The following is a 20,793-nucleotide window of genomic DNA, read 5'->3' as shown; positions in this document are numbered from 1 at the left end:
GACGCCGCGGGCCTCCATCGGCTCAGCCCACGCCACCGACGGCACAACCCGAAAGGAAACCGCGATGAGCGAGAACAACCCCTTCGCCCGCCTCCCCGAGGCGGCCTCCTTCTCCGTGACCAGCACCACCGTCGGCGACGGCGACGCCTGGCCGCCCGAGCAGCTCGCCTCCGGCGTCCCCGGCGGCCGGGACGTCTCCCCGCAGCTGTCGTGGAGCGGCGCGCCCGAAGGCACGAAGAGCTATGCCGTCACCATCTACGACCCCGACGCCCCGACCGGGTCCGGGTTCTGGCACTGGGCGGTCGCCGACATCCCCGCCACCGTCACCGAACTGCCCGAAGGCGCCGGTGACGACACCGGCTCGGGCCTGCCCGAGGGTGCGTTCCAACTGCCCAACGACGCCCGGGTCGCGCGCTACATCGGCGCTGCCCCGCCGGCCGGTCACGGGCGGCACCGCTACTTCGTCGTGGTGCACGCCCTCGACGTCGCCTCCATCGGCGTCCCGGCGGACGCGACTCCGGCGCTCCTCGGCTTCACCATGGCCGGCCACATCCTCGGCCGCGCGGTCCTGACCGCCACCGCCGAAACCGCCGCAGCCGCGGCCTGACCGCAAGGGACGGCCCCGACCGGCCCCCACACGGGCGCCGCCCACGCACCGGGGGCGGCGCCCTTCCGGCTCACGCGACGGTCCGTCCTTCGGCCCCGGCGAGCATGCCGATCAGGCTGTCCGGTGCGCCGTCGCCGAACATGAGTTCGTGCAGGTGGGCGGCGTCGGCGGCCTCAGCGGCGCTGCGCGGGAACAGCGCCCGCTCGTACTCGGTGAACGCGGCCTCGACGTCGCCGGGGTGCGCGGCGATCGCCTTGCCGAGGTCGGCGCCGTCGTACATGGCGAGGTTGGCGCCCTCGCCGGACGGGATCATGAGGTGAGCGGCGTCGCCGAGCAGCGTCACGCCCGGCACGCGGTCCCAGCGGTGCTCGTCGGGCAGAGCGTGCAGGGGGCGCAGGACCGGCGCGGTGTCACCGTCGGTGATCAACGCGGTGAGGGCGGATGCCCAGCCGTCGAACTCCCGCGCGACGCGCGCGGCGGCAGCGGCGGGATCGGTGAAGTCGATGCCGGCGAACCAGTCGCGGGGCCTGCGGAGCGCCACATAGGTGTGGAGGGTTCCGCCGCTCTCCCGGTGGGCCTGGATCCCCTTTCCCGGCCGGAGCGCGAACATCGTCCCGCCGCCGACCGCCTTCGCGCAGGCGGGGTGCCGGGTATCGGTGTCGAACAGGTACGTCTCGACGAACGACATGCCGGTGTACTCGGGGACGGCGCCGGAGAGCAGCGGCCGGGCCCGTGACCATGCGCCGTCCGCGCCGACCAGCACGTTCGTGACGACGGTGCCGCCGTCGGCGAAGGCCACTTTATGGCGGCCGCCGCCCAGGGCCCGGACGCCGGTGACCTTCCGGCCCCATTGGACGGTGCCGGCGGGGAGCGAGTCGAGCAGCATCCGCCGCAGCTCGCCGCGCTGCACCTCGGGGCGCCCGCCCGTGCCGTCGTCGGGTTCGTCGAGCAGGACGGTCCCGTCCGAGGCGAGGGCCCGTGTCGCCTCGCGGCCCTCCAGGACGAGACCGCGGAACTCCTCGATAAGGCCCGCCGCCCGGAGGGCCGGTTGGCCGTTGTGGTCGTGGATGTCGAGCATCCCGCCCTGCGCGCGCGCCGTCGGCGACGGCTCCGCCTCGTAGACAGTGGACGGGATTCCGTGGACGTGCAGGACGCGCGCGAGCGTGAGGCCGCCGAGCCCGGCGCCGATGATCGTGACGTGAGCGGTCATGGTGGCTCCCTTCGATGGTGCGAGGCCGGGTCCGGCCGGCCTCTGGTACGCCGTTCCATCACTCCAACGCCGCACTTTGGAACGATGTTCCAGACGTGGCAGGATGGCGGTATGGCAACGCGGGCACGCCGGTCGCACCGGCGCACGGAGGCGCTCTCCCGGGAGCGCATCGTCGAGGCGGCCGTCGAGCTGCTCGACGCGGCCGGCGAGGGCGGGCTGACGTTCCGGGCGCTCACCGACCGCCTCGCCACCGGTCCCGGAGCGATCTACTGGCATGTGGCGAACAAGGGCGAGCTCCTCGGCGCCGCCACGGACGCCGTCGTCGCCGCCGCTCTGGCCGTCGAGCCCGCCGCCCTTCCGGACTCGCCGCGGGACGAGATCCGCGCCGTCGCGCTCGGCCTGTTCGAAGCGACCGAAGAGCACCCCTGGCTCGGCGCTCAGCTCGCCGCGCAGCTGTCCCGCAACCCAGCCGGGACGGTCACGCCGCGGATCTTCGAAAGCCTCGGCCGGCGGGTCCGCGCGCTGGGCGTGCCGAGGGGCGACCGGTTCACGGCGACGTCGGCGCTGATGCACTACATCCTGGGCGCCGCGGGCCAGAACGCCGCGAACACCGCCGGAGCCGCCGCTCTCGGACCCGACGCCGACCGCGCCGAGTTCCTCGACGCCGTGTCCACGGCATGGGAGGAGCTCGACGCCGACGACTACCCGTTCACCCGTGCCGTCGCGGACGAACTGCGCGAGCACGACGACCGCGAGCAGTTCCTCGCCGGCATCGATCTGATCCTCGCGGGCATCACCGCACTCCACCCACCCGACGCGCAGGCACGCACATCACCCGCCACCTAACTGGCGGCGGGCCACCGCGCCGGGTGAGCACCGTCCCTGGCTTGAACCGCCCCTTTTCCGCTCGCGATGGAGAAAGCGGATCTAGCGGTTCTCGCTGTCCGGCGAGGGCTCGTACCGGCGGCGGTGCCGGGCGGCGCCGGCGCTGAGGATCCGGCTGAGGTCGTACGCGGGAGAGCGGTCGAGGCTTTCGCGGTCCTCGTCGTAACGGCGGGTGGTGGCGGGGTTGGCGTGGCCGAGGAAGTCCTGCACCACGTGGAGGGGGTGGCCGTCGAGCAGGACGGTCGCCACGCCGTGCCGGGCGCTGTGGGGCGAGAGCTGGCCGGCCCCGTGGACGCCCGCCGCCGCGGCGACCCGCCGCACCAGCCGGAAGACGTACGGCTGGTCGATGGGGCGGCCGGTGCGGGTGGCGAACAGCGGGGCCGCCGGGTCGAGCGGCCGGTCGGGACGCTCGCGGCGGTGTTCGAGGTAGGCGTCGATGGCGTCGGCCGCCAGCGGAGGCAGCACGAAGCGCTTGGTGGCACCGCCCTTGACCGGCAGGTCGATGGTCCGGTGCCCGGAGTCGTGGCCGAGGCTGTCCACGGTGGTGTCGGTGACGGAACCGACCCGGCAGCCGGTGGAGAACATCAGGGCCAGCACCGCGGTGGTGCGCGGCGTCTCGTGCACCTGCGCGTACGCCAGCATCCGCTCCATGTCGTCGGCGGAGATCCCGCGGGTCGTGGAGTACTGGCTGACCCGCGGCCGCTCCATCCCGGAGCCGAACGGATTGCGCGCGGCGAGGCCGGCGCGGTGCAGGTAGGCGTACCAGGAGCTGACGGCCGACAGCCGCCGGGCGCGAGTGGCGTTCTTCAGGCCCTGGGCGCGCAGGGCGGCCAGATAGAGATCGGCCTCGAGGTGGCTGATGTCGGTCGGGTCCAGGCCCCGGGTGATGACCCACGTCAGCCACCAGGCCACCTCGCGGATGTAGCCGGCCTGGGTGGCGGGCGAGGAGCGGCGCTCGCCTTGGAGCCAGGTCCCGGTCGCGTTCGCCAGCTCCCGCAGCGTGGCCGCCGGCAGGTCGGCCCCGGATCCGGCGCGCGCGAGGAGGTCGGCGAGTTGGTGCGGGGTCCGGGCCGGCGCCGGACCGCGTAGCGCCACGGTCGGCGCGGTGGCGACTTCGACGCGCTCCCCCGGGACGGCGAGATGCGCGGTGACTGCGTCCTCCCCGGCGGCGGTGTCCGTCGTCGGGCTTATGCGGCCACTGCTCTCGGTCACTCCGTCGCCCCTCGGTCGGCTCTCCACGGCGAGTACATCATAACGGCGATTGTCATGTAGCGATGGTTTCGCAAACGTGGAACCGCAAAACTGGTTTCACGTTTCACGCAGAGCCTCTATGATCAGCATGTGGGCGACGACGAAGCAGGGAAGACCGAGGCGACAGGCCAGGAGACGGGGCCGGACGGTGGGCCGGACGAGCGCGCGAACGCTCTGACCGTGCCCCAGACGCCCAACAGCGAGCCGCGGCCGTGCGAATGGTGCCAACAGCCGCTGCCCCCACCCCGCAACCCGCGCCGGGGCGGCCGGCCGCAGCGTTACCACCAGCCCGGCGAGGGCCCCGGCGGGCAGAACTGCAAGGCGCTCGCCGACGCGGCGCGCAAGACGGCCACCGCCGCCGCGGCCGCCGAACCGCTGGCCGCGCTGCGCGCCTTCGGGGAACGCGCCGCTACCGAGCGCGCCGCGTTCGCCGATCGGCTCGGCCGGCACGTCGCCGACCTCCAGCGGCTCGCGGAGCTGGAGAAGGAGGAGTCGGACCGTCTGGCCGCCACCGTCGACGCGGTCACCACCCGCAACAGCGAGCTGGAACGGCAGGCCGCCGAAGCCCTGGCCGCGGCCGACGAGGCGACCGCCGCGCGCGACTCCGCCGAACGGCTCCGCCAGGCCGCGGTCGACGCCCGCGCCGAGGCCGAACGCGAACGCGACCGGTCCCGGACCGCCGCCGCCGAGGCCGACACCCGCGCCCGGCTCGCCGAGGAACTCGCCCAGACCCATCAACTCGCCCGCAAGCAGGCCGAGCAGCAGGCCCGGCAGGGCGCCGACGACCGTGCCGAAGCGCGCAGCGAGCGCGATGCCGCACGGGAGCGACTCGCCGACGCCGAACGGCGGCTGCAGCAGATGCGCGACGACCTCGCCCAGACTCAAACCCGGCTCGCGGAGGAGCGCAGCCGGGTGCAAGCGCTCACGCAGGAGGCGGCCGACCACGCCGACCGGGCCCGCGAGGCGACCGCACGCGCGGACGCCGCCGAACGCGACACCGCGAGCGTCCGCGACCGGCTCGCCGAGGCCGTGGCCGCCGCCGAGACGGCCCGCACCGAACGGGCGGCCGCGCAGGCGGCGCGCGAGGCCGAGGTCGCGGCCCTCACCCGGGACCGGGACGCAGCGCGCGCCGACGCCGATCGGCAACGCGAACGCGCCGTCCTCGCCCAGCAGCGCGCCGAGACCGCCGAGGCCCTCGTGCCGTCCGCCGGACGGCTGCCCGCCGTGGACGCCACCGGCCCCGCGGCGCTCGTCCGGATCGGTGAATCCGCGGCCGTCCGCGCGGAGGGAGAAGAGGTCGTCCTCGACCGGTTGCCCACACCGCTGTCCACCGAGACGGCCCTGCAGGTGGCCTACGCGATCCTCGCCCTGAAGGCCCCGGTGTCCTAGCTCGGACACCAGCCGCGAAGTAGGCCACGGGTAGCCGCACGAGCCCCCGCTTCCCTGTCCTCGGCCTCATCGAGCGAACGAGGCAAAGGGGCCAGTGTGCGGCAAAAGCGATCGCCAGAAGAGCCGTTGGCGAACTGGACGGCTGGTAGACGGTGACCGAGACCTGGTGACAACAAGAGTCGATTCAGTGAGACCCGAGTGATACTCGTGCGCTCCTGAGTTCGCGCGTTGGTGTCAGGAACGAAGGGTGCGCAGGCCGGTGCGGATTTCGCCGACCAGGATCTCGGGCTGCTCCAAGGCCGCGAAGTGCCCGCCCTTGTCGGCCTCGGCGTAGTGGATCAGATTGCCGTAGGTGTCTTCGATCCAGCTTCGTGGCAGGCGTGGGATGTCCCTCGGGAAGACGGTCACCGCGACCGGAAGCGTCAGCTTCGGGCCGGCGAAGGTGAGCGATTTGTTCTCCCAGTAGATGCGGGCGGACGACGCTGCGCTGTTGGTGAACCAGTAGAGGGATATCGCGTCGAGCATGTCGTCCATGCCGAGGGCGTCCTCGGCGAGCCCGTGGTTGTCGGTCTTGGACTGGAACTTCTCGTAGATCCAGGCCGCCTGACCAGCGGGAGAGTCCGCCAGGGCGAATCCGACGGTCTCCGGCTTCGTGCCCTGAAGGTGGTTCGACCCACCGAGATCGCCGGTGTAGAGGGCGAGGGTCTCCACGGCGTAGCGCTGTTCGGGCGACAAGGTGTCGGGTATCTGTGCGGGAAAGGCGTACTGGGTGTTCAGATGAATTCCGAGAAGCCCCTCAGGTTGCATGGCTCCGAGGGCGGTGGTGACGACGGCACCCCAATCGCCGCCTTGCGCGGCCCATCTCGTGTAGCCGAGACGCTTCATCAGCTCCACCCACGCGCTTGCGATGCGCGATACCGTCCACCCGGTCTCCGTGGGCTTCTGGGAGAACCCGAACCCGGGAAGCGACGGGACGACGACGTCGAATGAATCGGCGGCGTCTCCTCCGTATGAAACCGGATCGGTCAGCGGGCCGATCAGCTTCAGGAACTCGACGATCGAGCCCGGCCATCCGTGCGTAAGTATCAGCGGCATCGCGTTGGGATTCTTGGACCTGACGTGGATGAAGTGGATGTCCAGCCCATCGATCTCGACGTCGCCCTCGACGTGCTGGGAGAGAACCCCGACGCCGGTATGGGCGACATCGCCTCCGCTGCCGGCGTCGTCCGCCGCACCGTCTACGGCCATTTCCCCTCGCGGCTCGACCTGGTTCGGACACTCACGGAACGGGCCGTCACCGAGATGACGGCCGTGCTCACCGAGGTCAACGCCTCCCACGCGGAAGCGGACGCGACATGGGTGGAATTCATCGGCCGCGTCTGGCCGGTGACGCACCGGTACCGAGTGCTGCTGGCGCTGCGCCGCGGCGAGTACGGCGAGGCGATCCACGGCCTGCTCGGGCCAGTCGATGATCTTCTCGCCGACCTCGTGAAACGGGGCCAGGACTGCGACGTGTTCGCACAGCACCTGCCGGCGGGCATTCTGAGCCAGGTCGCCTACGGCGTCGTGTTCGCCATCGCGGACAGCGACCTGTCGAACAAGCCCGTCGGCGCCCGAGCAGCGACGATCACGAGCCTGCTGATGCTGGGAGTTCCCGAGGCGCGCGCGATCGCTCTCGTGGACGACCAGCCCTGACCCGCAGCACTCGAGCGGAGCCGCAAGGGCACGAGTCCGCCCGCAAGCGCGGCAAGAGCATCAGCGTCACCGACGACGACATGCCGTCCATGGCCCTCCGCCTTGTGCGGGCTGGGACTCCGAGGCCCTGAATGACCGTCGTTCCGCTACTCCCCCGCCCTCCGGTCCGGCCGGGCGTGACCGAGGTAGGTGACGATCGGCTTGCCGTCCGGTTCGAGAACGAAACCCGTCATTCCCGGGATCGCCTCGTCGGCGATCCTCCCCTTCCGGCGCGCGACGGTCGCTCGGACCAGGTCGAGGACGTTCGCGGGCTTGAACGAGCAGACGTCCTCGTTCCGCAGCCCGTGAGCGGCGAGGGCGGCCGTGACCTCCTCCGGGGTCCGCAACCGCGCGGCGGTGTAGCGGCCGCGCGGCATGATCCGGGTCGACGGCAGCGCCTGGAAGGCCCCCAGGTAGATCAGCCGGGAGACCGGCGTCCGGTTGACGGTGTCGTAGAACAGGACGCCGTCGGGCCGCAGCAGCCGGGCGGCGTGCGCGACGACCCGGTCGAGGTCGTCGGTGATCTCGAAGGTGTCGGCGTAGAAGACGATGTCGAAGGACGTGTCGGGCAATCCGGGGGCCTCCGCGGAGGCGGTCGCGTACTCGACGGCCTCGGCGGCGCCCGCCTCCCGCGCCATCGCGGTCGCCTCGGGGGACGGGTCCAGCGCGACGACGGTGAGGCCGAGCCCGGCCAGCCCCCGGGCGAGCAGCCCGCGCCCGCTACCGACCACCAGGGCGGACCGCCCGGCCGGGTCGATCCCGAGCCGGCGCAGCACCGAGTCCACGTACTCCAGCCGCACGTCCTGGAACGTGAGGGCCCGGATGTGGCGCCCGTCGATGGCGCCGGCCGTACGCGAGTCCAGTTCGATGGTCGGTCCCATGTCGCCTCCCGTTGGTTCCCTAAGGAAACCTACATTAGTCCCCTAAGGGAACCCAGGTAGTCTGGACGGGTGACCAGGACCCCGCTCACCGACGTCGCGTGCTCGATCGCGCGCGCCACCGACCTGTTCGCGGACGCGTGGACGGCGCTCATCATGCGCGACGTCCTGGTGGGCGTGACCCGCTTCGACGACCTGGCCCGCGACCTGGGCATCTCGCGCAAGGTCCTGGCCGCCCGGCTCGCCCGGCTGGTGGAGGAGGGGGTACTGGTCCGCGAGCGCTACCAGGACCACCCGCCCCGCGAGCACTACCTGGCGACGGAGAAGGGCAAGGACCTGTATCCGGTCCTGCTCGCCCTGATGCGGTGGGGCGACCGCTGGTACGGGGAGTCCGGGCCGCCCGTGCGCATCCACCACCTGGAGTGCGGGCACGACACCGAGGCCGTCACCGCGTGCGCCCACTGCGGGCACGAACTGACCGCCGACAACACCACCCAGCTTCCCGGTCCCGGCGGCCGCATCGGCCCCGGCACCAGCGTCATCGGCCCCCTCATCGCCGCCCGCGGATCCGCCACCTGACCGATGTGCCGCGCCGACGTCATCGGTGGGACGCGGCCAGGTAGTGGCTCAGCTGGACGGACGCGTCGAGCATCGCCAGCCCCTGCGCGGTGAGCTTTCGCTGCCAGCCGTCCAGGGCGGCGGCCAGGGCGCCCATCCCGCCGGCCTGCCGGACCTGCTCGACCACCGTGCGGATGTGGCCCAGCGGGTAGCCCCCGCGCCTGAGCAGGTGGGTGAGCTCGGCGTCGCGGACGTCGTCGGCGCGGAAGAGGCGATAGCCGGTGGCCGGGTCCCGGGCGGGCGCGAGGATGCCCGCGCCTTCCCAGTTGCGCAGGGTCGCGGCCGTGACCTGGAGCCGGTGCGCGAGTTCGCCGATGGTGAGGGTCTCGGGGCGCCCGGGCGGGTCCGGGTGGGCGCCGGAGTCCGCGATCAGGTGGTCGACCGCCTGCCGCACCGCGTCGAGGGTGTCCCGGTCGCGGAGCAGCCTGCCGTGACCGAGGTCGATGATCCTCAGCGCGCCGTCGAGGTCGCCGTCGTGCACGGCGTTCATGATCCGGCCCGCGATGGCGTGCCCGTACGCGGGGACGAGGGCGAGGAAGGCGCGCAGCGCCGCCGCGTGCGCCTCGGTGTAGATCCGGTACCCGCTGCGCGTGCGCTCGGCGGGCGGGAGGAAGCCGTCCTGCTCGTAGTTGCGCACCGCCTGGGTCGAGATGCCGTGCTCGCGCGCGAGGTCAGCTGGTCGCAAGTGTCATCACCGTTTGAGACTTTAGCGCGCTCCAAGACGATGGATGCAGTCAAAGTCTCAAGCGAATTTTCAAAGATACGATTGCGACACATGACCCAGGACATTTGCGGGTTCGTACCCGCGTCATGCGACCTGCTGGGGCTCGGTGAGCCGACGCATCTCGAGCCCGCCTTCGGACGGGTCCGCAACGAACTGTTCGCCCAACTGGTCGACCGAGGCTTCCGGTCGATCGCCCTGGAGACCGATCGTGTGGCCGCGCTCGCCGTGGACGACTTCGTCCAACACGGCGCCGGAAGCCTCGACGCCGTGATGGGCGGAGGGTTCTCGCACGGCTTCGGAGACCTGGACGCCAACAGGCGGCTGGTCGACTGGATGCGCGAGTACAACCGGGACCGGCCCGCCTCGGAACGCGTGGCCTTCCACGGGTTCGACGCCCCGATGGAGACGACCAGCGCGCCCAGCCCCCGCACCTACCTCGAACACGGCCGCGACTACCTGGCCCTCGACCATGACATCGCGGCCCTGACGGGTGAGGACGGGCGGTGGAGCCGCATGGAGGCGGTCATGGACCCGGCCATGTCGGTCGGTGAGACGCCCGAGGCCGAGAGGCTGCGGTCGATCGCCGACGACATGCTCAACACGCTCTACGCGCGCGCACCGGAGCTGATCGCGGCGACGTCGCGCGCCGAGTGGTACCGGGCGAGGACGCACCTCACCGCCGGCCTCGGTCTGCTGCGGTATCACAAGCAGTCGGCCCGGCGCCTGGAGCAGGCCGCCCGCATCTCCCTGCTGGGAGGAACCCGGGACGCGCTGATGGCGCGGAATCTCCTCGACATCCGCGACATCGAGGCCCGGCGGGGACCGACGCTCGTCTTCGCGCACAATCTCCACCTGCAGCGGAACATCTGCGTCATGCCGATGGGGAATATGGAGCTCAGCTGGATCGGTGTGGGCGCCATTCTCGGGTCCCTGGTGGACGAGCGGTACGTTTTCGTCGCCGGAAGCCTGGGCCGCAGCGGGATCCTCGATATTCAGGAGCCGGCTCCGGACACCTACGAGGGTTCGCTTCAGAGCCGTTTCGGCACGTGGGGCCTGGTAGAGGCCGCCTCGATCGCCGCCACCGGTCCGCGAACGGACGCCGCCCAGCAGCAGACCTATTTCCCGCTCGGCAAGGAGATCATCGACGCGGCGGACGCCGTCCTGCACATCAGCGACGCCTCGACGGCCGCCCCGAATCCGTAGGGGCCGGGCGGTGTAGGCGGATCCGCCCCAGCGCCGCGGCTCGCGCAGCCGCCCCCGAAGGCGGGCGGCTGCGGGGCCGGGGAACGGCGATAGGTTTCGGGTGTGGACGACACCTCGGACGACGCCTTGGACGTCGACGCTTTCGACGTGGACGCCTTCACCGCCGCGATCGAGAGCTTCAACCGGTTCTACATCCGGATTCCGATGCTGGAGAAGCTGCCGTTCACGACGCTGTCGGTGCTGGACACGCTCGCGGCGGGCGGTCCCGTGCGGATGACCGAGCTGACCAGGACCGAGCAGGTGAGCCAGCCCGGCATCACCCAGCTGGTCACGCGGCTGGAGCGGGACGGGCTGGTGGAGCGCCGCCCCGACCCGGACGACGGGCGCGCCGTCCTGGTCCACATCACCGAGGCGGGCCGCCGGATCTGGCGGTCGCGCCGCGCCGACCGGGCGCGGCACCTGGCGCCGCTGGTGGAGCGGCTGACCGGGGAGCAGCGGCGGGCGCTCGCGGACGCGCTGCCCGCGCTGGCCCGCCTCGCCGAGCTCGGCCGCGACGAGGCGGGCCGCAGGTAGGTTCGGCTGCAAGCGGCCCGGGCGCGGATAGGCTGGGCGCCCCGTGAGCGGGCGCTAGCCGGGGCGCTTCGCCTTGGGGCGGGCGCGCAGGTGGGCGCGCTCGCCCTGGCTGCCGAACAGCACGAGGAACTCGACGGGGTCGGCGTCGACGGCGCCGAACCAGTGCGGCAGCCGGGTGTCGAACTCGGCGGCCTCGCCGGGTGACAGGACCAGGTCGTGCTCGCCGAGGAGGACGCGCAGCCGTCCGTTGAGGACGTAGAGCCATTCGTAGCCCTCGTGGGTCTGCGGTGTGGGCTCCCGGCGCTCGCTGCCGGCGGGGATGACGAGCTTGTAGGCCTGGATGCCGCCGGCGCGGCGGGTCAGCGGCAGCATGGTCATGCCGTTGCGGACGACGGGCCGCAGGTGGATGCGCGGGTCGCCGGTGGGCGGCGCGTCCACGAGCTCGTCGAGGGTGACGCCGTAGGCCTTGGCCAGCGGGAAGAGCAGTTCGAGGGTCGGGCGGCGGGCGCCGGACTCCAGCCGCGACAGCGTGCTCACCGAGACGCCGGTCGCGGCCGACAGGTCGGTCAGCGTGATCTCGCGCTCGTTGCGCAGCGCGCGCAGGCGCGGGCCGACCGCGTCGAGCGCCTGGTCGAGGTCGTCGTCCATGCCGCCATTTTGCCATATCGGCAAAGAGGTTTGCCGTCGCCGGGGTCCGGTTCACATAGTGGGGGTCCAGCCCAAGTAAGCCCAAAACCCACATTGGGATGATCTTGAAGCTGGGCGTTGATGCTGGATCTGTGTCGATGAGCAGTTCGCGGCGGTACGCGTCTCTACGCTGCCGGGCATGAGCGAACCCCATCCCGCTCTCGATGAGGTCGTCGAGGAGCTCGATGCCGAAGACGACACCGGGGAAGAGGAGCACGCCGGCGCGGGCTCGACGCGCCGCTGGGTGCGGTACGTGATGCCGGTGATGGTCGAGGTCGACTGCGACGCCGACGAGGTCACTCGGGTGGTGACGTTGCCCGAGGAGATCCGCGAGGACCGCGACGATCTGGGCCACTTCCTGGTCTATGACGGGCAGTTCATCCGCCGCTTCGACGACGAGCAGCCTCAGACGCATGCGTTCAGCGTCGCCCGCCCTGAGTGGCTGTATGACCACCTGCGCGCGGGGCCGCCGAGTAACTCTGGCCGCCGAGTACAGAGTGGGACGAGGGCTTCGACCTGACCGAGGCTGACGACGCCTACGCCGAGGTTCACCCTACGCCGATCCGAAGCACTGATCGTCGAGCCGGGCCCGTGCCCGGGCGTTGGTGTGTTCGTTCGGTATCGGTGAGTTATCGGATTCGTCGGCGCTGCCGGTAGTTGTCCCGCTACGTTGTGTTCGCTGGCGGGTGCGTTGGGTTGTCCTGACGCGCCTTCGGTGCGGGTGTGCGGGGCGGTGGGTTGGGTTGACCTCGGTTGAGCGGACGGCGTATCCGCAGTTCCCGAAGTTGATGATGGCTCGGGAGCTGCATGTTTTCTATTCGCCGAGCCCGGATGAGGCGGTGTGGGCGCGGGAGCGTACGGACACTGATGATCACCTGCTGGCGCTGGTGGTGGCGCTCAAGTGCTTCCAGAAGATGGGCAGGTTCCCCAAGGCGGGTGAGGTGCCGGACGCGGTCGTCGATCACGTCCGGCGGTGCCTGGAGCTGGGTGAGGACACCGCGGCGGTGTATTCCTCGCCGCGTACGGCCGAGTCGCATCGCGCGGTGGTGCGCACCCGGCTGGGCGTGGCGCGGAATCCGGGGAAGGCCCGCAAGATCGCCGATCGGGCGATCCGGAAGGCCGCGCGGGTGAAGAACAACCCGCCGGACCTGATCAACGTGGCGCTGGAGCACCTGGTGCAGGCCTGTCTCGAGCTGCCGGCGTTCTCGACGCTGGATGAGATGGCCACCCGCATCCGTGCGGAGACCAACGCCGGCATCTTCCAGATGATCCGGTCCCGCCTGAGGACGGCCGGGCGGGCGCGCCTGGAGGCCCTGCTGGTGGTCGGCCCGGACGGCAAGAGCGACCTGGCGCGGCTGAAACGCCCCGCGCGGCGGGCGTCATGGTCCCGGTTCAAGGAGCAGCGCCAGCACCTGGAATGGGCCGATGCCCTGGGACCGGCCGGCGCGTGGGTGGAGGGGGTGGCCGCCTCCAAGATCGCCGATTTCGCCGCCGAGGCCGACGCAGGCGACGCCGACGTGCTGAGCCGATATGAGCCGGTCAAGCGGGTGGCGCTGCTGGCATCCCTGGTGCACACCGCTCAGGCGCGGGCGCGTGATGATCTGGCGCAGATGCTGTGCAAGCGGATGTCCGGGAACCTGAAGAAGGCCCGGGCGAAACTGGAGGAGATCCGCGAGCAGCAGCGGGCGGCGAGCGAGCGGCTGATCGGCACCTACCGCACCGTTTTGGAGCACCTGGACCCTGAGCGGCAGGCGGCGGCCGGGCAGGCGCCGGATGAGGGGGCGGCGCGTGCAGTGGCCGCGGTGGAAAAGGCGGGCGGGTTCGCCGCTCAGCTCGCCGACATCGAGGAGGTCTCAGCCTTCCACGGCGACAACTACGAACTGCTGGTCGCCCGGTACTTCAAGGCCGACCGGGCCACCGCGCTGGCCCTGGCCGGGTCGCTGACGCTGCAGGCCACCTCCGCCGACCACAGCGTGGTGGACGCGCTGCTGCACGCGGTGACGTACTGGGGCAAGACCCGTGACTTCATCCCCGACCACCACCAGGGCGTGCCGCTGGATCTGTCGTTCGCCTCGGGCAACTGGCTCCGGGCGGTACGAGACCGCGCCCATCCCGGGATGCTGGTCAAACGGCATTTCGAGGCAATGGTGTTCACCTACCTGGCCGCCGAGCTGCGCACCGGCGACATCGCGGTGGCCGGGGCGAGTGAGTTCGCCGACTGGTCGGCGCACCTGCTGACCTATGAAGAGTGCCAGCCGCTGATCGGCGAGTTCTGTTCCGAGGTCGGCCTGCCCGCCAGCGCCGGCGGGTTCACCGCGGCGTTGAAGGAGCGGCACGCCCAGGCCGCGGCCGATCTGGACGCTGGCTACTCCGACAACGCCGACCTGGTCATCGACGAAGACGGGGTGCCGGTGCTCAAGCCGCTGCGTGGGATGGGCACCTCAAAGGAGGCCGCGTGGCTGGCCGAGGAGATCCGACGGCGGATGCCCGAACGCACGCTGATCCAGATCCTGGCCCGTACCGCGTACTGGCTGGGCTGGTGGCGGCACTTCGGCCCGGCCTCGGGCAACGACCCGAAGCTGAAGGACCCCCAGGGCCGGTACGTGCTGACCACGTTCGCGTGCGGGTCGAACATGGGCCCCTACGAGGCGGCCCGGCACATTCCCGGGATCACCGCGCACGAGATCTCCCTGGCCAAGAACCGGCACGCCAGCATCACCAAGCTGAACAAGGCGATCGCCGAGGTCGTCAACGCCTTCGCCCAGCTCGATGTGACCCGCGCCTGGGGGGACGGGTCGTCGGTGGCTACTGATGGCACCCAGGTCGACACCTACATCGACAACCTGCTGGCCGAGAACCACATCCGCTACGGCGGGTTCGGCGGGATCGCCTACCACTACGTCGCCGACCACTACATCGCGTTGTTCTCCCGGTTCGTGCCGTGCGGGCGTGGGAGGCGATCTACATCATCGACGGGCTGCTCGCCAACGCCTCCGACGTCAAGCCGGGCACGATCCACGCCGACACCCAGGGCCAGAGCTTCCCGGTCTTCACGCTCGCGCACCTGTTCGGGTTCGACCTGATGCCCCGGATCCGGAACTGGAAGGACCTGATCTTCTTCCGCCACTCCGCCCAAGCCGAGTATGCCCACATCGAGGCGCTGTTCGGTGAGGCAGGGCGGAACGTGATCGACTGGCGGCTGATCGAGAAGATGTGGCCGGACCTGATGCGGGTGGCGATCTCGATCCGCGAGGGCCGGCTGAACTCGGTCACCATGCTGCGCCGGCTGACCTCCAACTCCCGCCGCAACGAGATCTACAAGGCCTTCCGGGAGGTCGGCCGCAGCGTACGCACGGTCGCGTTGTTGCGTTACCTGGCGGATGCGGCGTTGCGGCGGCGGGTGACGGCGGCGACCAACAAGGTCGAGGCCTACAACGGGTTCGCCGACTGGCTGCGGTTCGGCAACGCCGGCGTGATCGCCGACAACGACCCCGTCGAGCAGGAGAAGCTCATCAAGTTCAACTCCCTGCTGGCCAACTGCGTGGTGTTCCACACCGCCCTGGACATGACCGAGGTCATCCGCGAGCTGATCGCCGAAGGCTGGGAGGTCACCGCCGAGCTGCTGGCGCAGCTGTCGCCCTACCTCACCGAGCACATCAACCGGTTCGGGATCTATCCCACCGACGACCTGGCCATCAAACCCGCCGCCTTCGATGCCGCCCTGGCCGAGATCGATTTCGACACCCTGGATGAGGCGGCGTGAGCCCCACCAGGGCCCCGACCGGCGCAAACCGGGGCCATGGCGGGGGTGTGTCCAGTTAATGGCTCTGTCGCTTTTTCGGCAGAGGAAGATCATCGCATGACCAGCAACGAGGCCCCCGTCGCCCGGACTCGACTGTCCGGACAGACGGGGGGCCTTGCGCTGACTTCAGAAGGTGAGCAGGAATTTACCGACGTTGCCGCCGGCTTCGAAGCGTTCATGTGCGGCGCGGACCTGGTGAAACGGGTACCGGTGCGCGACGCGCAGGCGAAGATCACCTCGTTCTATCAGGGAGGCGAGGTGGGCGAGCTGTTCCTGGTCCTCCTGGACGTAGCTTTTGACCGCACCGGGAACATCCGGTAGCGGATGGTCGGCGATGGAGACGTACCGGCCGCCGGGCGCGAGGGCGCGGCTGGCATCAAGGCCGGCGGTGTCGAGTACGGCGTCGTAGGCGACGGCGGGCAGGTCAGCAAGGGTATGCCAGACGTGATCGGCGCCAAGGGCTCGTGCCTCCTCGCGGTGGCCGGGCCGAGATACCAGTGCATCGACGACGGCCCCTGCCCGGCGGGCGAGCTGCACCGCGATGCCGCCCACGGCACCGGCCGCGCCGATGACGAGCAGGCGCGTGCCGCTGCTGACAGCCGCCTTGTCCAGCGCCTGCACAGCTGTCACGCCGGCCAGCGGCAGTGCCGCGGCGTCGGCCAAGGGCACGGTCGTGGGGGCTTTTGCCAGCAGCGCGGCGGGAAGGGCGACGCGCTCGGCCCATGTGCCGCGCCTGGTGGCGATCTGCGCGGACATCGCAATGACGTGGTCTCCGGGGCGAAACGCGGTGCCGCCGCCGGCGATGACGACTCCGGCCAGGTCCCAGCCGAGGGTGGCGGGGAGTTCGGGGCCGATGTCCCACGCCCGGGTCTTCCAGTCGACCGGGTTCAGGCTGCTGGCCGTCGAACGGATGAGGACCTCGCCGGCCTCGGGAACGGGTTCGGGAACCTCTCGAACGGTGAGGACCTCCGGACCGCCGTGGCGGTCGATCTGGACGGCACGCATGGATTGCCTCCTTCGCGGGGAGTGGACGGTGGCGAGTCAGATGGCGGCTGGGACGTCGTCGTCGGCCGGCTGCGTGACCGAGGGCGTGCGGGGCAGGGCGAGGTAGGTCAGGGCCAGCCCCGCCAGGCTCAGCACCGCACCGGCCAGACCGGTCCAGCGCAGGGCGCCTGCCGAGACGATGACACCGCCGATGGCCGAGCCGGCGGCCGCGCCGAGATTGAAGGCCCCGACGTTGGCGGAGACGGCCAGCGTGGGGGCATCGCCCGCGTGGTGCAGGATCAGCCCCTGCAAAGGGGCGATGGTGGCGGTGGCGAGCAGGCCGAGTACCAAGACCGCCGCCACCGCCGAGGGCCGCCAGACGGCGGCGAACGGAATGAGGACGAGCACACCGGTCAGCCCGCCGAAGACGCCGCGCACGGTGGCGCTCATGGACTTGTCGGTGAGTCGGCCGGCGAGGAGGTTGCCGAGAAAGCTGCCTGCCCCGTATGCGAGCAGGAGCCCCGAGACCGCCGTGGAGGAGAAGCCCGATACGCGGGTCAGCAGTGGGGCGATGTAGGTGAACACCGTGGCGACGCCGGAGAATCCGACCGCGGTGGTGGCGATGGCCAGCAGGACCGGGCGGCGGGTCACCACCCGGACCTCGTCTCGCAGCCGCGTGGCCGGGGCCGGCTGCTTGGGCAGGACGACTGCGAGCAGTACGACACCTGCCAGTGCCAGTGCGGTCAGGATGGCGAACGGGGCGCGCCATCCGGCGCTCTCCCCCAGCAGCGCACCCAAAGGTACCCCGAGCAGGGTTGCCACGGTGAAGCCGGAGGCGACCGTGGAGATCGCCGTGCCGGTCTTGTCCGGCGGCACCACGCTGGTCGCCATCACCAGCGCCAGGGCGAGGAAAGCGGCGTGGCTGAACGACGAGACCAGGCGGCCTACCAGCAGAAGTTCGTAGGAGGGGGCCAGAGCGCAGATCGCGCTGCCCGCCGCGAACAGCAGCATCAGACCCAACGCGAGCCCCTTGCGGGGCATCCGGGCGGTCAGCCCGGCAACGAGGGGCCCACCGGCCACGACTCCGAGCGCGTAGACGGTGACCGCCTGCCCAGCCGTGCCCACAGAAACCTTCAGATCCGCTCCGACCTGCGGCAGCAGCCCGGAGATCAAGTATTCCGACGTCCCGACGACGAAGACGCTCACACACAAGGCCGCGAGCGTCGCGAAACTCCTTCTCATAGCGAGGACGCTAAAGTCTCACATAGATGTGAGAGTCAAGTCGCGTCGGCGACTTCCTCGCGGCAGACCAGGGAGAGGCCATGCGCATCGGCGAACTGTCGGGGGTTGACGAGCATCGGAACGAAAATCCGCGCTAGGCGGTGGCTTGGTCTGACGGTGGCGTGACTTTTCGTCCCGATGCGGTTCGGGATGGTGAGGCCATGTCTTCATCGAGCAGCGCGGACTGGACGGCCGGTACCGGCTGTGGCGCGCGCCCGCTCCGCAAGGCCCCTGGCAGCCCGCCGGGGAAGGCGCCCTCCCCTGCTCTGGCGGCACCGGCAACAACCAGTGCCGCGCCTTCATCGGCCACCCTGAGCTCAGCACCCCGCAAGCGCTGCTGATGTCGTACTACAGCCCCGCCGACCGGCACGTCACCGTCCGCGCCGTCCCCTGGCGACGCCCCCGCCCGGGCCGGGCGGTCAGACGCTCCACAGGCGGCGCCTGCGATAGCGCGGCTCCCACCGCATCCGGTTCAGCTCCCGCACCTCCCGCGGCAGCGCCGTCAGGAACCAGGACCGTTCCAGCGGCGCGATCCCGTCCACCATCCACGGCACCGTCCCCTCCCCGCACCCGCCGCCACCCGACGTGCACGCCGACACCGCAGGGGCCTGATCGAGCTGCTGGAGGTGCTGGAGTGTCGTTCCAACAACAGCTTGCGCCGTCCGGTGATCGAGGCGCTGGACCTGGTGAAGCGGTACGCCAAGGCGGGCAACACCACCTACTACCCGCTCGGTGAGCGCGCCCCGGCGCATCGGGGCACCGACGGGTAGTGGGCGGACTTGGTGTACCGGGATGACACCTGCGGCCGCCGACGGGTGGTGCGGATGGTCTACGAGGTCGCCACCTTCCAGGCGCTGCGCGAGCAGTTGCGCTGCAAGGAGGTGTGGGTGGTGGGCGCCGACCGGTGGCGCAACCCCGACGCCGATCTGCCCACCGACTTGGAGTCGCGCCGCGTCGAGCACTACGGCGAGTTGCGCAAACCGCTGGATGCAGGCGTGTTCATCGACGAGCTGCGCGCGGAGATGACCGGTGAGCTGGCCGCCCTGGACGAGGTCGTGGGCGAGCTGGAGTGGGTGGAGATCGCCGAGCGCAATGCCGGGGCGATCAAGTTCACCGTGCCGGTGGGTTCGGCCCATGCATGGAGGGAGCCGGTGGCGAACTCGGCGTGGAGAGGTCGGCGGTCGGAGTGCGGTGTGTCAGCCGGGGCGGGGCGCGCCTTTCCATGAGTTGGCTTCGGCGATGATGGCGCCGGCCAGGCGGCCGGTCTGGACGGCCATGTCCTGCGAGGACAGGGGGCGGCCGTTGTCGAGCCACCAGGTGATGGCCTGGACGAACATGGCGGCCACGAGGGACGGCGCCAAGCCGCCGGTCGGCCCGGATGAGGGAATGTGTTCGGCGACCATGGCGGACAACGAGGTGCGCATCCTGACCGCGAACCACTGACTGCCTCGGTGGCTCAGCAGGGCGCCGTACAGCCGGTGGTAGTGGGCGACGTGGTCGAAGAAGGAAGCCCACAGTTCCAGGGCGGGTTTCGCGTCAGGGTCGGCGACCGAACCGCGCAGGACGTCCATCGCCTCGTCGAAGATCTCTTCCACGAGGTGGTACTTGTCGCGGTAGTTGCGGTAGAAGGCGGCACGGCTCACCATCGCCCGCTCGGTGATCTGGCCGACGGTGACGCGGTCGAAGCCGCGCTCCTCGATGAGTTCCACCAGGGCCTGGCGTAGCAGCGTACGGGTACGAAGGACCCGCACGCTCTCCCGTGGTCGGGGCAATCTGACCTCCACGATCGAGACAATCCGCGCCTGGTGTCTCGACTGGGGCGCTACGGCCGATCTGCGCCTTGTCGCCCGTGCGGACCGGTCACGACACTGACAGTCGAACACATTGCGCCGGATGAGACATGTTGTCTCGATCGATTCGAGCTGTCAATCGCAGGCCCGGTCGAGAGGCGACCTTCACCAAGGGAGAAAACGAATGCGAGCCGTGTACGTCGAGCAGTTCGGGCCGCCGGAAGTGCTGCGGGTCCAGGACGCCGATCCACCGTCCCCGGCGCCGGGGCAGGTGGTGGTGGCCGTCGAGGTGGCCGGGGTCGTGTTCGGGGACGTGCTTGTGCGGTCGGGGCGGTACCCGTTCCCGCTGCCGTACGTTCCCGGGTTGGAGGTCGGTGGACGGGTCGTGCGGGCCGGCCGCGGCACCGACCCGTCGTTGCGAGGCAAGCGGGTGGTGGCCACCACCAGCGGCATGCGCGGCGGATACGCCGAGTTCGCGGTCGCTGACGCGGGCGGGGTGTTCGAGGTGCCGGACGGGCTGCCGCTGAAGGAGGCCGTACCGGTGTTCCAGGCCGGCGCGGTCGCCGCCGGCATGATGACGGCGATCCGGGTCGGCCCTGAGGACACCGTCCTGGTCACCGCCGCGGCCGGGCGGATCGGATCCCTCTTGGTCCAGATGTGCCGGCAGGCGGGGGCGCGCCAGGTTATCGCGGCGGCGGGAAGCCCGGAGAAACTGGCCGCCGCCTCACTGGACGGTGCCGACGCACTGATCGACTACACCGACCCGGACTGGGCCGGCAAGGTCACCGCGGCGACCGGTGGACGGGGCGCCGACGTGGTCTTCGACGCCGTCGGCGGCGCCGTCCGCGAGCAGGCGCTGCTCGCCGCCCGTCCGAACGCGGGCCGTATCGCCGTGTACGGGGCCACCAGCGGTGACGCTGCCATCGACAGCCTCACCGTGGGGCGGCTCGGCCTCAGCGTGGTCGGGGCGCTGGGCATCGCGTTCAGCCGTCCCGAGGCCGAGCAGCGCGGGCACGCCCGGCATGCACTGCAGCTCGCCGCCGCGGGGGAGTTGAGGCCGCGCATCCACGCGACCTATCCGTTGGAGCGTGCCGCCGACGCCCACACCGTTCTCGAGCAGCGCGCCACGATCGGTGCCGTCCTGCTCGCCCCCTGACGGTCACCAAGCCGACCGTCC

General features: G+C 71.0%; 22 protein-coding genes. 12 read left to right on the top strand and 10 right to left on the bottom strand.

Annotated features, from left to right (window positions below):
- The first annotated feature begins 64 nt into the window (after nucleotides 1–64).
- Nucleotides 65–607, top strand: a complete 543-nt coding sequence (locus amrb99_RS15520) for a YbhB/YbcL family Raf kinase inhibitor-like protein (protein ID WP_190856661.1) — start codon at nucleotides 65–67, stop codon at nucleotides 605–607.
- 70 nt (nucleotides 608–677) lie between these two features.
- On the opposite strand, the gene amrb99_RS15515 is transcribed toward amrb99_RS15520, so the two are convergent.
- Complete coding sequence (locus amrb99_RS15515; protein WP_190856660.1) at nucleotides 678–1,817, bottom strand: NAD(P)/FAD-dependent oxidoreductase; 1,140 nt, start codon at nucleotides 1,815–1,817, stop codon at nucleotides 678–680.
- 111 nt (nucleotides 1,818–1,928) lie between these two features.
- On the opposite strand from amrb99_RS15515, the gene amrb99_RS15510 reads away from it, so the two are divergent.
- Nucleotides 1,929–2,663 (top strand): TetR/AcrR family transcriptional regulator C-terminal domain-containing protein, encoded by a 735-nt coding sequence (locus amrb99_RS15510; protein ID WP_190856659.1) that lies wholly within the window; start codon nucleotides 1,929–1,931, stop codon nucleotides 2,661–2,663.
- Between the two features lie 81 nt (nucleotides 2,664–2,744).
- Here amrb99_RS15510 and amrb99_RS15505 read toward each other — a convergent pair whose 3' ends face one another.
- Nucleotides 2,745–3,914, bottom strand: coding sequence for a tyrosine-type recombinase/integrase (locus tag amrb99_RS15505; protein ID WP_190856658.1), 1,170 nt, complete (start codon nucleotides 3,912–3,914; stop codon nucleotides 2,745–2,747).
- Between the two features lie 129 nt (nucleotides 3,915–4,043).
- On the opposite strand from amrb99_RS15505, the gene amrb99_RS15500 reads away from it, so the two are divergent.
- Entirely contained in the window at nucleotides 4,044–5,342 is a 1,299-nt protein-coding gene (locus tag amrb99_RS15500) for a hypothetical protein (RefSeq protein WP_190856657.1), read from the top strand.
- 234 nt (nucleotides 5,343–5,576) lie between these two features.
- Here amrb99_RS15500 and amrb99_RS15495 read toward each other — a convergent pair whose 3' ends face one another.
- Entirely contained in the window at nucleotides 5,577–6,437 is an 861-nt protein-coding gene (locus amrb99_RS15495) for an alpha/beta hydrolase (protein WP_206699951.1), read from the bottom strand.
- Between amrb99_RS15495 and amrb99_RS15490 the strand changes: the two genes are divergently transcribed.
- The gene (locus tag amrb99_RS15490) at nucleotides 6,417–7,037 is read left to right on the top strand and encodes a TetR/AcrR family transcriptional regulator (protein WP_206699950.1); all 621 of its coding nucleotides are present in this window, start codon (nucleotides 6,417–6,419) and stop codon (nucleotides 7,035–7,037) included. The genes amrb99_RS15495 and amrb99_RS15490 overlap by 21 nt on opposite strands.
- A gap of 146 nt (nucleotides 7,038–7,183) precedes the next feature.
- Here amrb99_RS15490 and amrb99_RS15485 read toward each other — a convergent pair whose 3' ends face one another.
- Entirely contained in the window at nucleotides 7,184–7,957 is a 774-nt protein-coding gene (locus amrb99_RS15485) for a methyltransferase domain-containing protein (protein ID WP_190856656.1), read from the bottom strand.
- A gap of 69 nt (nucleotides 7,958–8,026) precedes the next feature.
- On the opposite strand from amrb99_RS15485, the gene amrb99_RS15480 reads away from it, so the two are divergent.
- The gene (locus amrb99_RS15480; protein WP_190856655.1) at nucleotides 8,027–8,533 is read left to right on the top strand and encodes a helix-turn-helix domain-containing protein; all 507 of its coding nucleotides are present in this window, start codon (nucleotides 8,027–8,029) and stop codon (nucleotides 8,531–8,533) included.
- A gap of 19 nt (nucleotides 8,534–8,552) precedes the next feature.
- Here the strand turns inward: amrb99_RS15480 and amrb99_RS15475 are convergent, their stop codons facing one another.
- Nucleotides 8,553–9,257, bottom strand: a complete 705-nt coding sequence (locus amrb99_RS15475; protein WP_190856654.1) for a TioE family transcriptional regulator — start codon at nucleotides 9,255–9,257, stop codon at nucleotides 8,553–8,555.
- 90 nt (nucleotides 9,258–9,347) lie between these two features.
- Between amrb99_RS15475 and amrb99_RS15470 the strand changes: the two genes are divergently transcribed.
- Nucleotides 9,348–10,499 (top strand): erythromycin esterase family protein, encoded by a 1,152-nt coding sequence (locus amrb99_RS15470; protein ID WP_190856653.1) that lies wholly within the window; start codon nucleotides 9,348–9,350, stop codon nucleotides 10,497–10,499.
- A gap of 102 nt (nucleotides 10,500–10,601) precedes the next feature.
- Nucleotides 10,602–11,072 carry a MarR family transcriptional regulator gene (locus tag amrb99_RS15465; protein ID WP_347256688.1) on the top strand — a complete coding sequence of 157 codons (471 nt, stop codon included), beginning with the start codon at nucleotides 10,602–10,604 and terminating at the stop codon, nucleotides 11,070–11,072.
- Nucleotides 11,073–11,126: 54 nt separating this feature from the next.
- On the opposite strand, the gene amrb99_RS15460 is transcribed toward amrb99_RS15465, so the two are convergent.
- Complete coding sequence (locus tag amrb99_RS15460; protein ID WP_190856652.1) at nucleotides 11,127–11,720, bottom strand: XRE family transcriptional regulator; 594 nt, start codon at nucleotides 11,718–11,720, stop codon at nucleotides 11,127–11,129.
- A 178-nt stretch (nucleotides 11,721–11,898) separates the two neighbouring features.
- On the opposite strand from amrb99_RS15460, the gene amrb99_RS15455 reads away from it, so the two are divergent.
- The 3 genes from amrb99_RS15455 to amrb99_RS51035 all read left to right on the top strand — a co-directional run bounded on the left by amrb99_RS15455 (nucleotide 11,899) and on the right by amrb99_RS51035 (nucleotide 15,522).
- Complete coding sequence (locus tag amrb99_RS15455) at nucleotides 11,899–12,279, top strand: hypothetical protein (protein WP_190856651.1); 381 nt, start codon at nucleotides 11,899–11,901, stop codon at nucleotides 12,277–12,279.
- Between the two features lie 223 nt (nucleotides 12,280–12,502).
- Complete coding sequence (locus amrb99_RS15450; protein WP_241755584.1) at nucleotides 12,503–14,842, top strand: Tn3 family transposase; 2,340 nt, start codon at nucleotides 12,503–12,505, stop codon at nucleotides 14,840–14,842.
- On the top strand, nucleotides 14,725–15,522 hold the full coding sequence (locus amrb99_RS51035) for a Tn3 family transposase (RefSeq protein WP_347256703.1): 798 nt from the start codon (nucleotides 14,725–14,727) through the stop codon (nucleotides 15,520–15,522). The genes amrb99_RS15450 and amrb99_RS51035 overlap by 118 nt, the downstream gene beginning before the upstream one ends.
- 165 nt (nucleotides 15,523–15,687) lie before the next feature.
- On the opposite strand, the gene amrb99_RS15445 is transcribed toward amrb99_RS51035, so the two are convergent.
- From amrb99_RS15445 to amrb99_RS52390, 3 genes are all read right to left on the bottom strand, one after another.
- A complete protein-coding gene (locus amrb99_RS15445) occupies nucleotides 15,688–16,566 on the bottom strand; it encodes an NADP-dependent oxidoreductase (protein WP_190856650.1) in 879 nt (292 codons plus the stop codon).
- Nucleotides 16,567–16,602: 36 nt separating this feature from the next.
- Nucleotides 16,603–17,787 (bottom strand): MFS transporter, encoded by a 1,185-nt coding sequence (locus amrb99_RS15440; protein WP_190856649.1) that lies wholly within the window; start codon nucleotides 17,785–17,787, stop codon nucleotides 16,603–16,605.
- A 458-nt stretch (nucleotides 17,788–18,245) separates the two neighbouring features.
- Nucleotides 18,246–18,380, bottom strand: a complete 135-nt coding sequence (locus amrb99_RS52390) for a hypothetical protein (protein WP_277819918.1) — start codon at nucleotides 18,378–18,380, stop codon at nucleotides 18,246–18,248.
- A 270-nt stretch (nucleotides 18,381–18,650) separates the two neighbouring features.
- Here amrb99_RS52390 and amrb99_RS15435 point away from each other — a divergent pair, with 270 nt between their 5' ends.
- Nucleotides 18,651–19,052, top strand: a complete 402-nt coding sequence (locus tag amrb99_RS15435) for a hypothetical protein (protein ID WP_190856648.1) — start codon at nucleotides 18,651–18,653, stop codon at nucleotides 19,050–19,052.
- Here amrb99_RS15435 and amrb99_RS15430 read toward each other — a convergent pair.
- Nucleotides 19,023–19,535 carry a TetR/AcrR family transcriptional regulator gene (locus amrb99_RS15430; RefSeq protein ID WP_347256687.1) on the bottom strand — a complete coding sequence of 171 codons (513 nt, stop codon included), beginning with the start codon at nucleotides 19,533–19,535 and terminating at the stop codon, nucleotides 19,023–19,025. The two genes, amrb99_RS15435 and amrb99_RS15430, sit on opposite strands and share 30 nt — an antisense overlap.
- Before the next feature lie 265 nt (nucleotides 19,536–19,800).
- On the opposite strand from amrb99_RS15430, the gene amrb99_RS15425 reads away from it, so the two are divergent.
- Nucleotides 19,801–20,772, top strand: coding sequence for a zinc-binding dehydrogenase (locus tag amrb99_RS15425; RefSeq protein WP_190856646.1), 972 nt, complete (start codon nucleotides 19,801–19,803; stop codon nucleotides 20,770–20,772).
- Nucleotides 20,773–20,793 lie beyond the last annotated feature (21 nt).

This window comes from Actinomadura sp. RB99 (assembly GCF_014706005.1).
Lineage (GTDB): Bacteria > Actinomycetota > Actinomycetes > Streptosporangiales > Streptosporangiaceae > Spirillospora.
The sequence above is the reverse complement of the archived record's forward strand: the minus strand, read 5'-3'. Positions and strand labels throughout refer to the sequence as shown.

What these genes read in the sequence shown, in the direction of transcription:
- amrb99_RS15520 (WP_190856661.1), top strand. Translation starts at nt 65, where the DNA reads ATGAGCGAGAACAACCCCTTCGCCCGCCTCCCCGAGGCGGCCTCCTTC.
- amrb99_RS15425 (WP_190856646.1), top strand. Translation starts at nt 19,801, where the DNA reads ATGCGAGCCGTGTACGTCGAGCAGTTCGGGCCGCCGGAAGTGCTGCGG.
- amrb99_RS15435 (WP_190856648.1), top strand. Translation starts at nt 18,651, where the DNA reads ATGGTCTACGAGGTCGCCACCTTCCAGGCGCTGCGCGAGCAGTTGCGC.
- amrb99_RS15455 (WP_190856651.1), top strand. Translation starts at nt 11,899, where the DNA reads ATGAGCGAACCCCATCCCGCTCTCGATGAGGTCGTCGAGGAGCTCGAT.
- amrb99_RS15445 (WP_190856650.1), bottom strand. Translation starts at nt 16,566, where the DNA reads ATGCGTGCCGTCCAGATCGACCGCCACGGCGGTCCGGAGGTCCTCACC.
- amrb99_RS15515 (WP_190856660.1), bottom strand. Translation starts at nt 1,817, where the DNA reads ATGACCGCTCACGTCACGATCATCGGCGCCGGGCTCGGCGGCCTCACG.
- amrb99_RS15495 (WP_206699951.1), bottom strand. Translation starts at nt 6,437, where the DNA reads ATGCCGCTGATACTTACGCACGGATGGCCGGGCTCGATCGTCGAGTTC.
- amrb99_RS15470 (WP_190856653.1), top strand. Translation starts at nt 9,348, where the DNA reads ATGACCCAGGACATTTGCGGGTTCGTACCCGCGTCATGCGACCTGCTG.
- amrb99_RS15460 (WP_190856652.1), bottom strand. Translation starts at nt 11,720, where the DNA reads ATGGACGACGACCTCGACCAGGCGCTCGACGCGGTCGGCCCGCGCCTG.
- amrb99_RS15510 (WP_190856659.1), top strand. Translation starts at nt 1,929, where the DNA reads ATGGCAACGCGGGCACGCCGGTCGCACCGGCGCACGGAGGCGCTCTCC.
- amrb99_RS15440 (WP_190856649.1), bottom strand. Translation starts at nt 17,787, where the DNA reads ATGAGAAGGAGTTTCGCGACGCTCGCGGCCTTGTGTGTGAGCGTCTTC.
- amrb99_RS15485 (WP_190856656.1), bottom strand. Translation starts at nt 7,957, where the DNA reads ATGGGACCGACCATCGAACTGGACTCGCGTACGGCCGGCGCCATCGAC.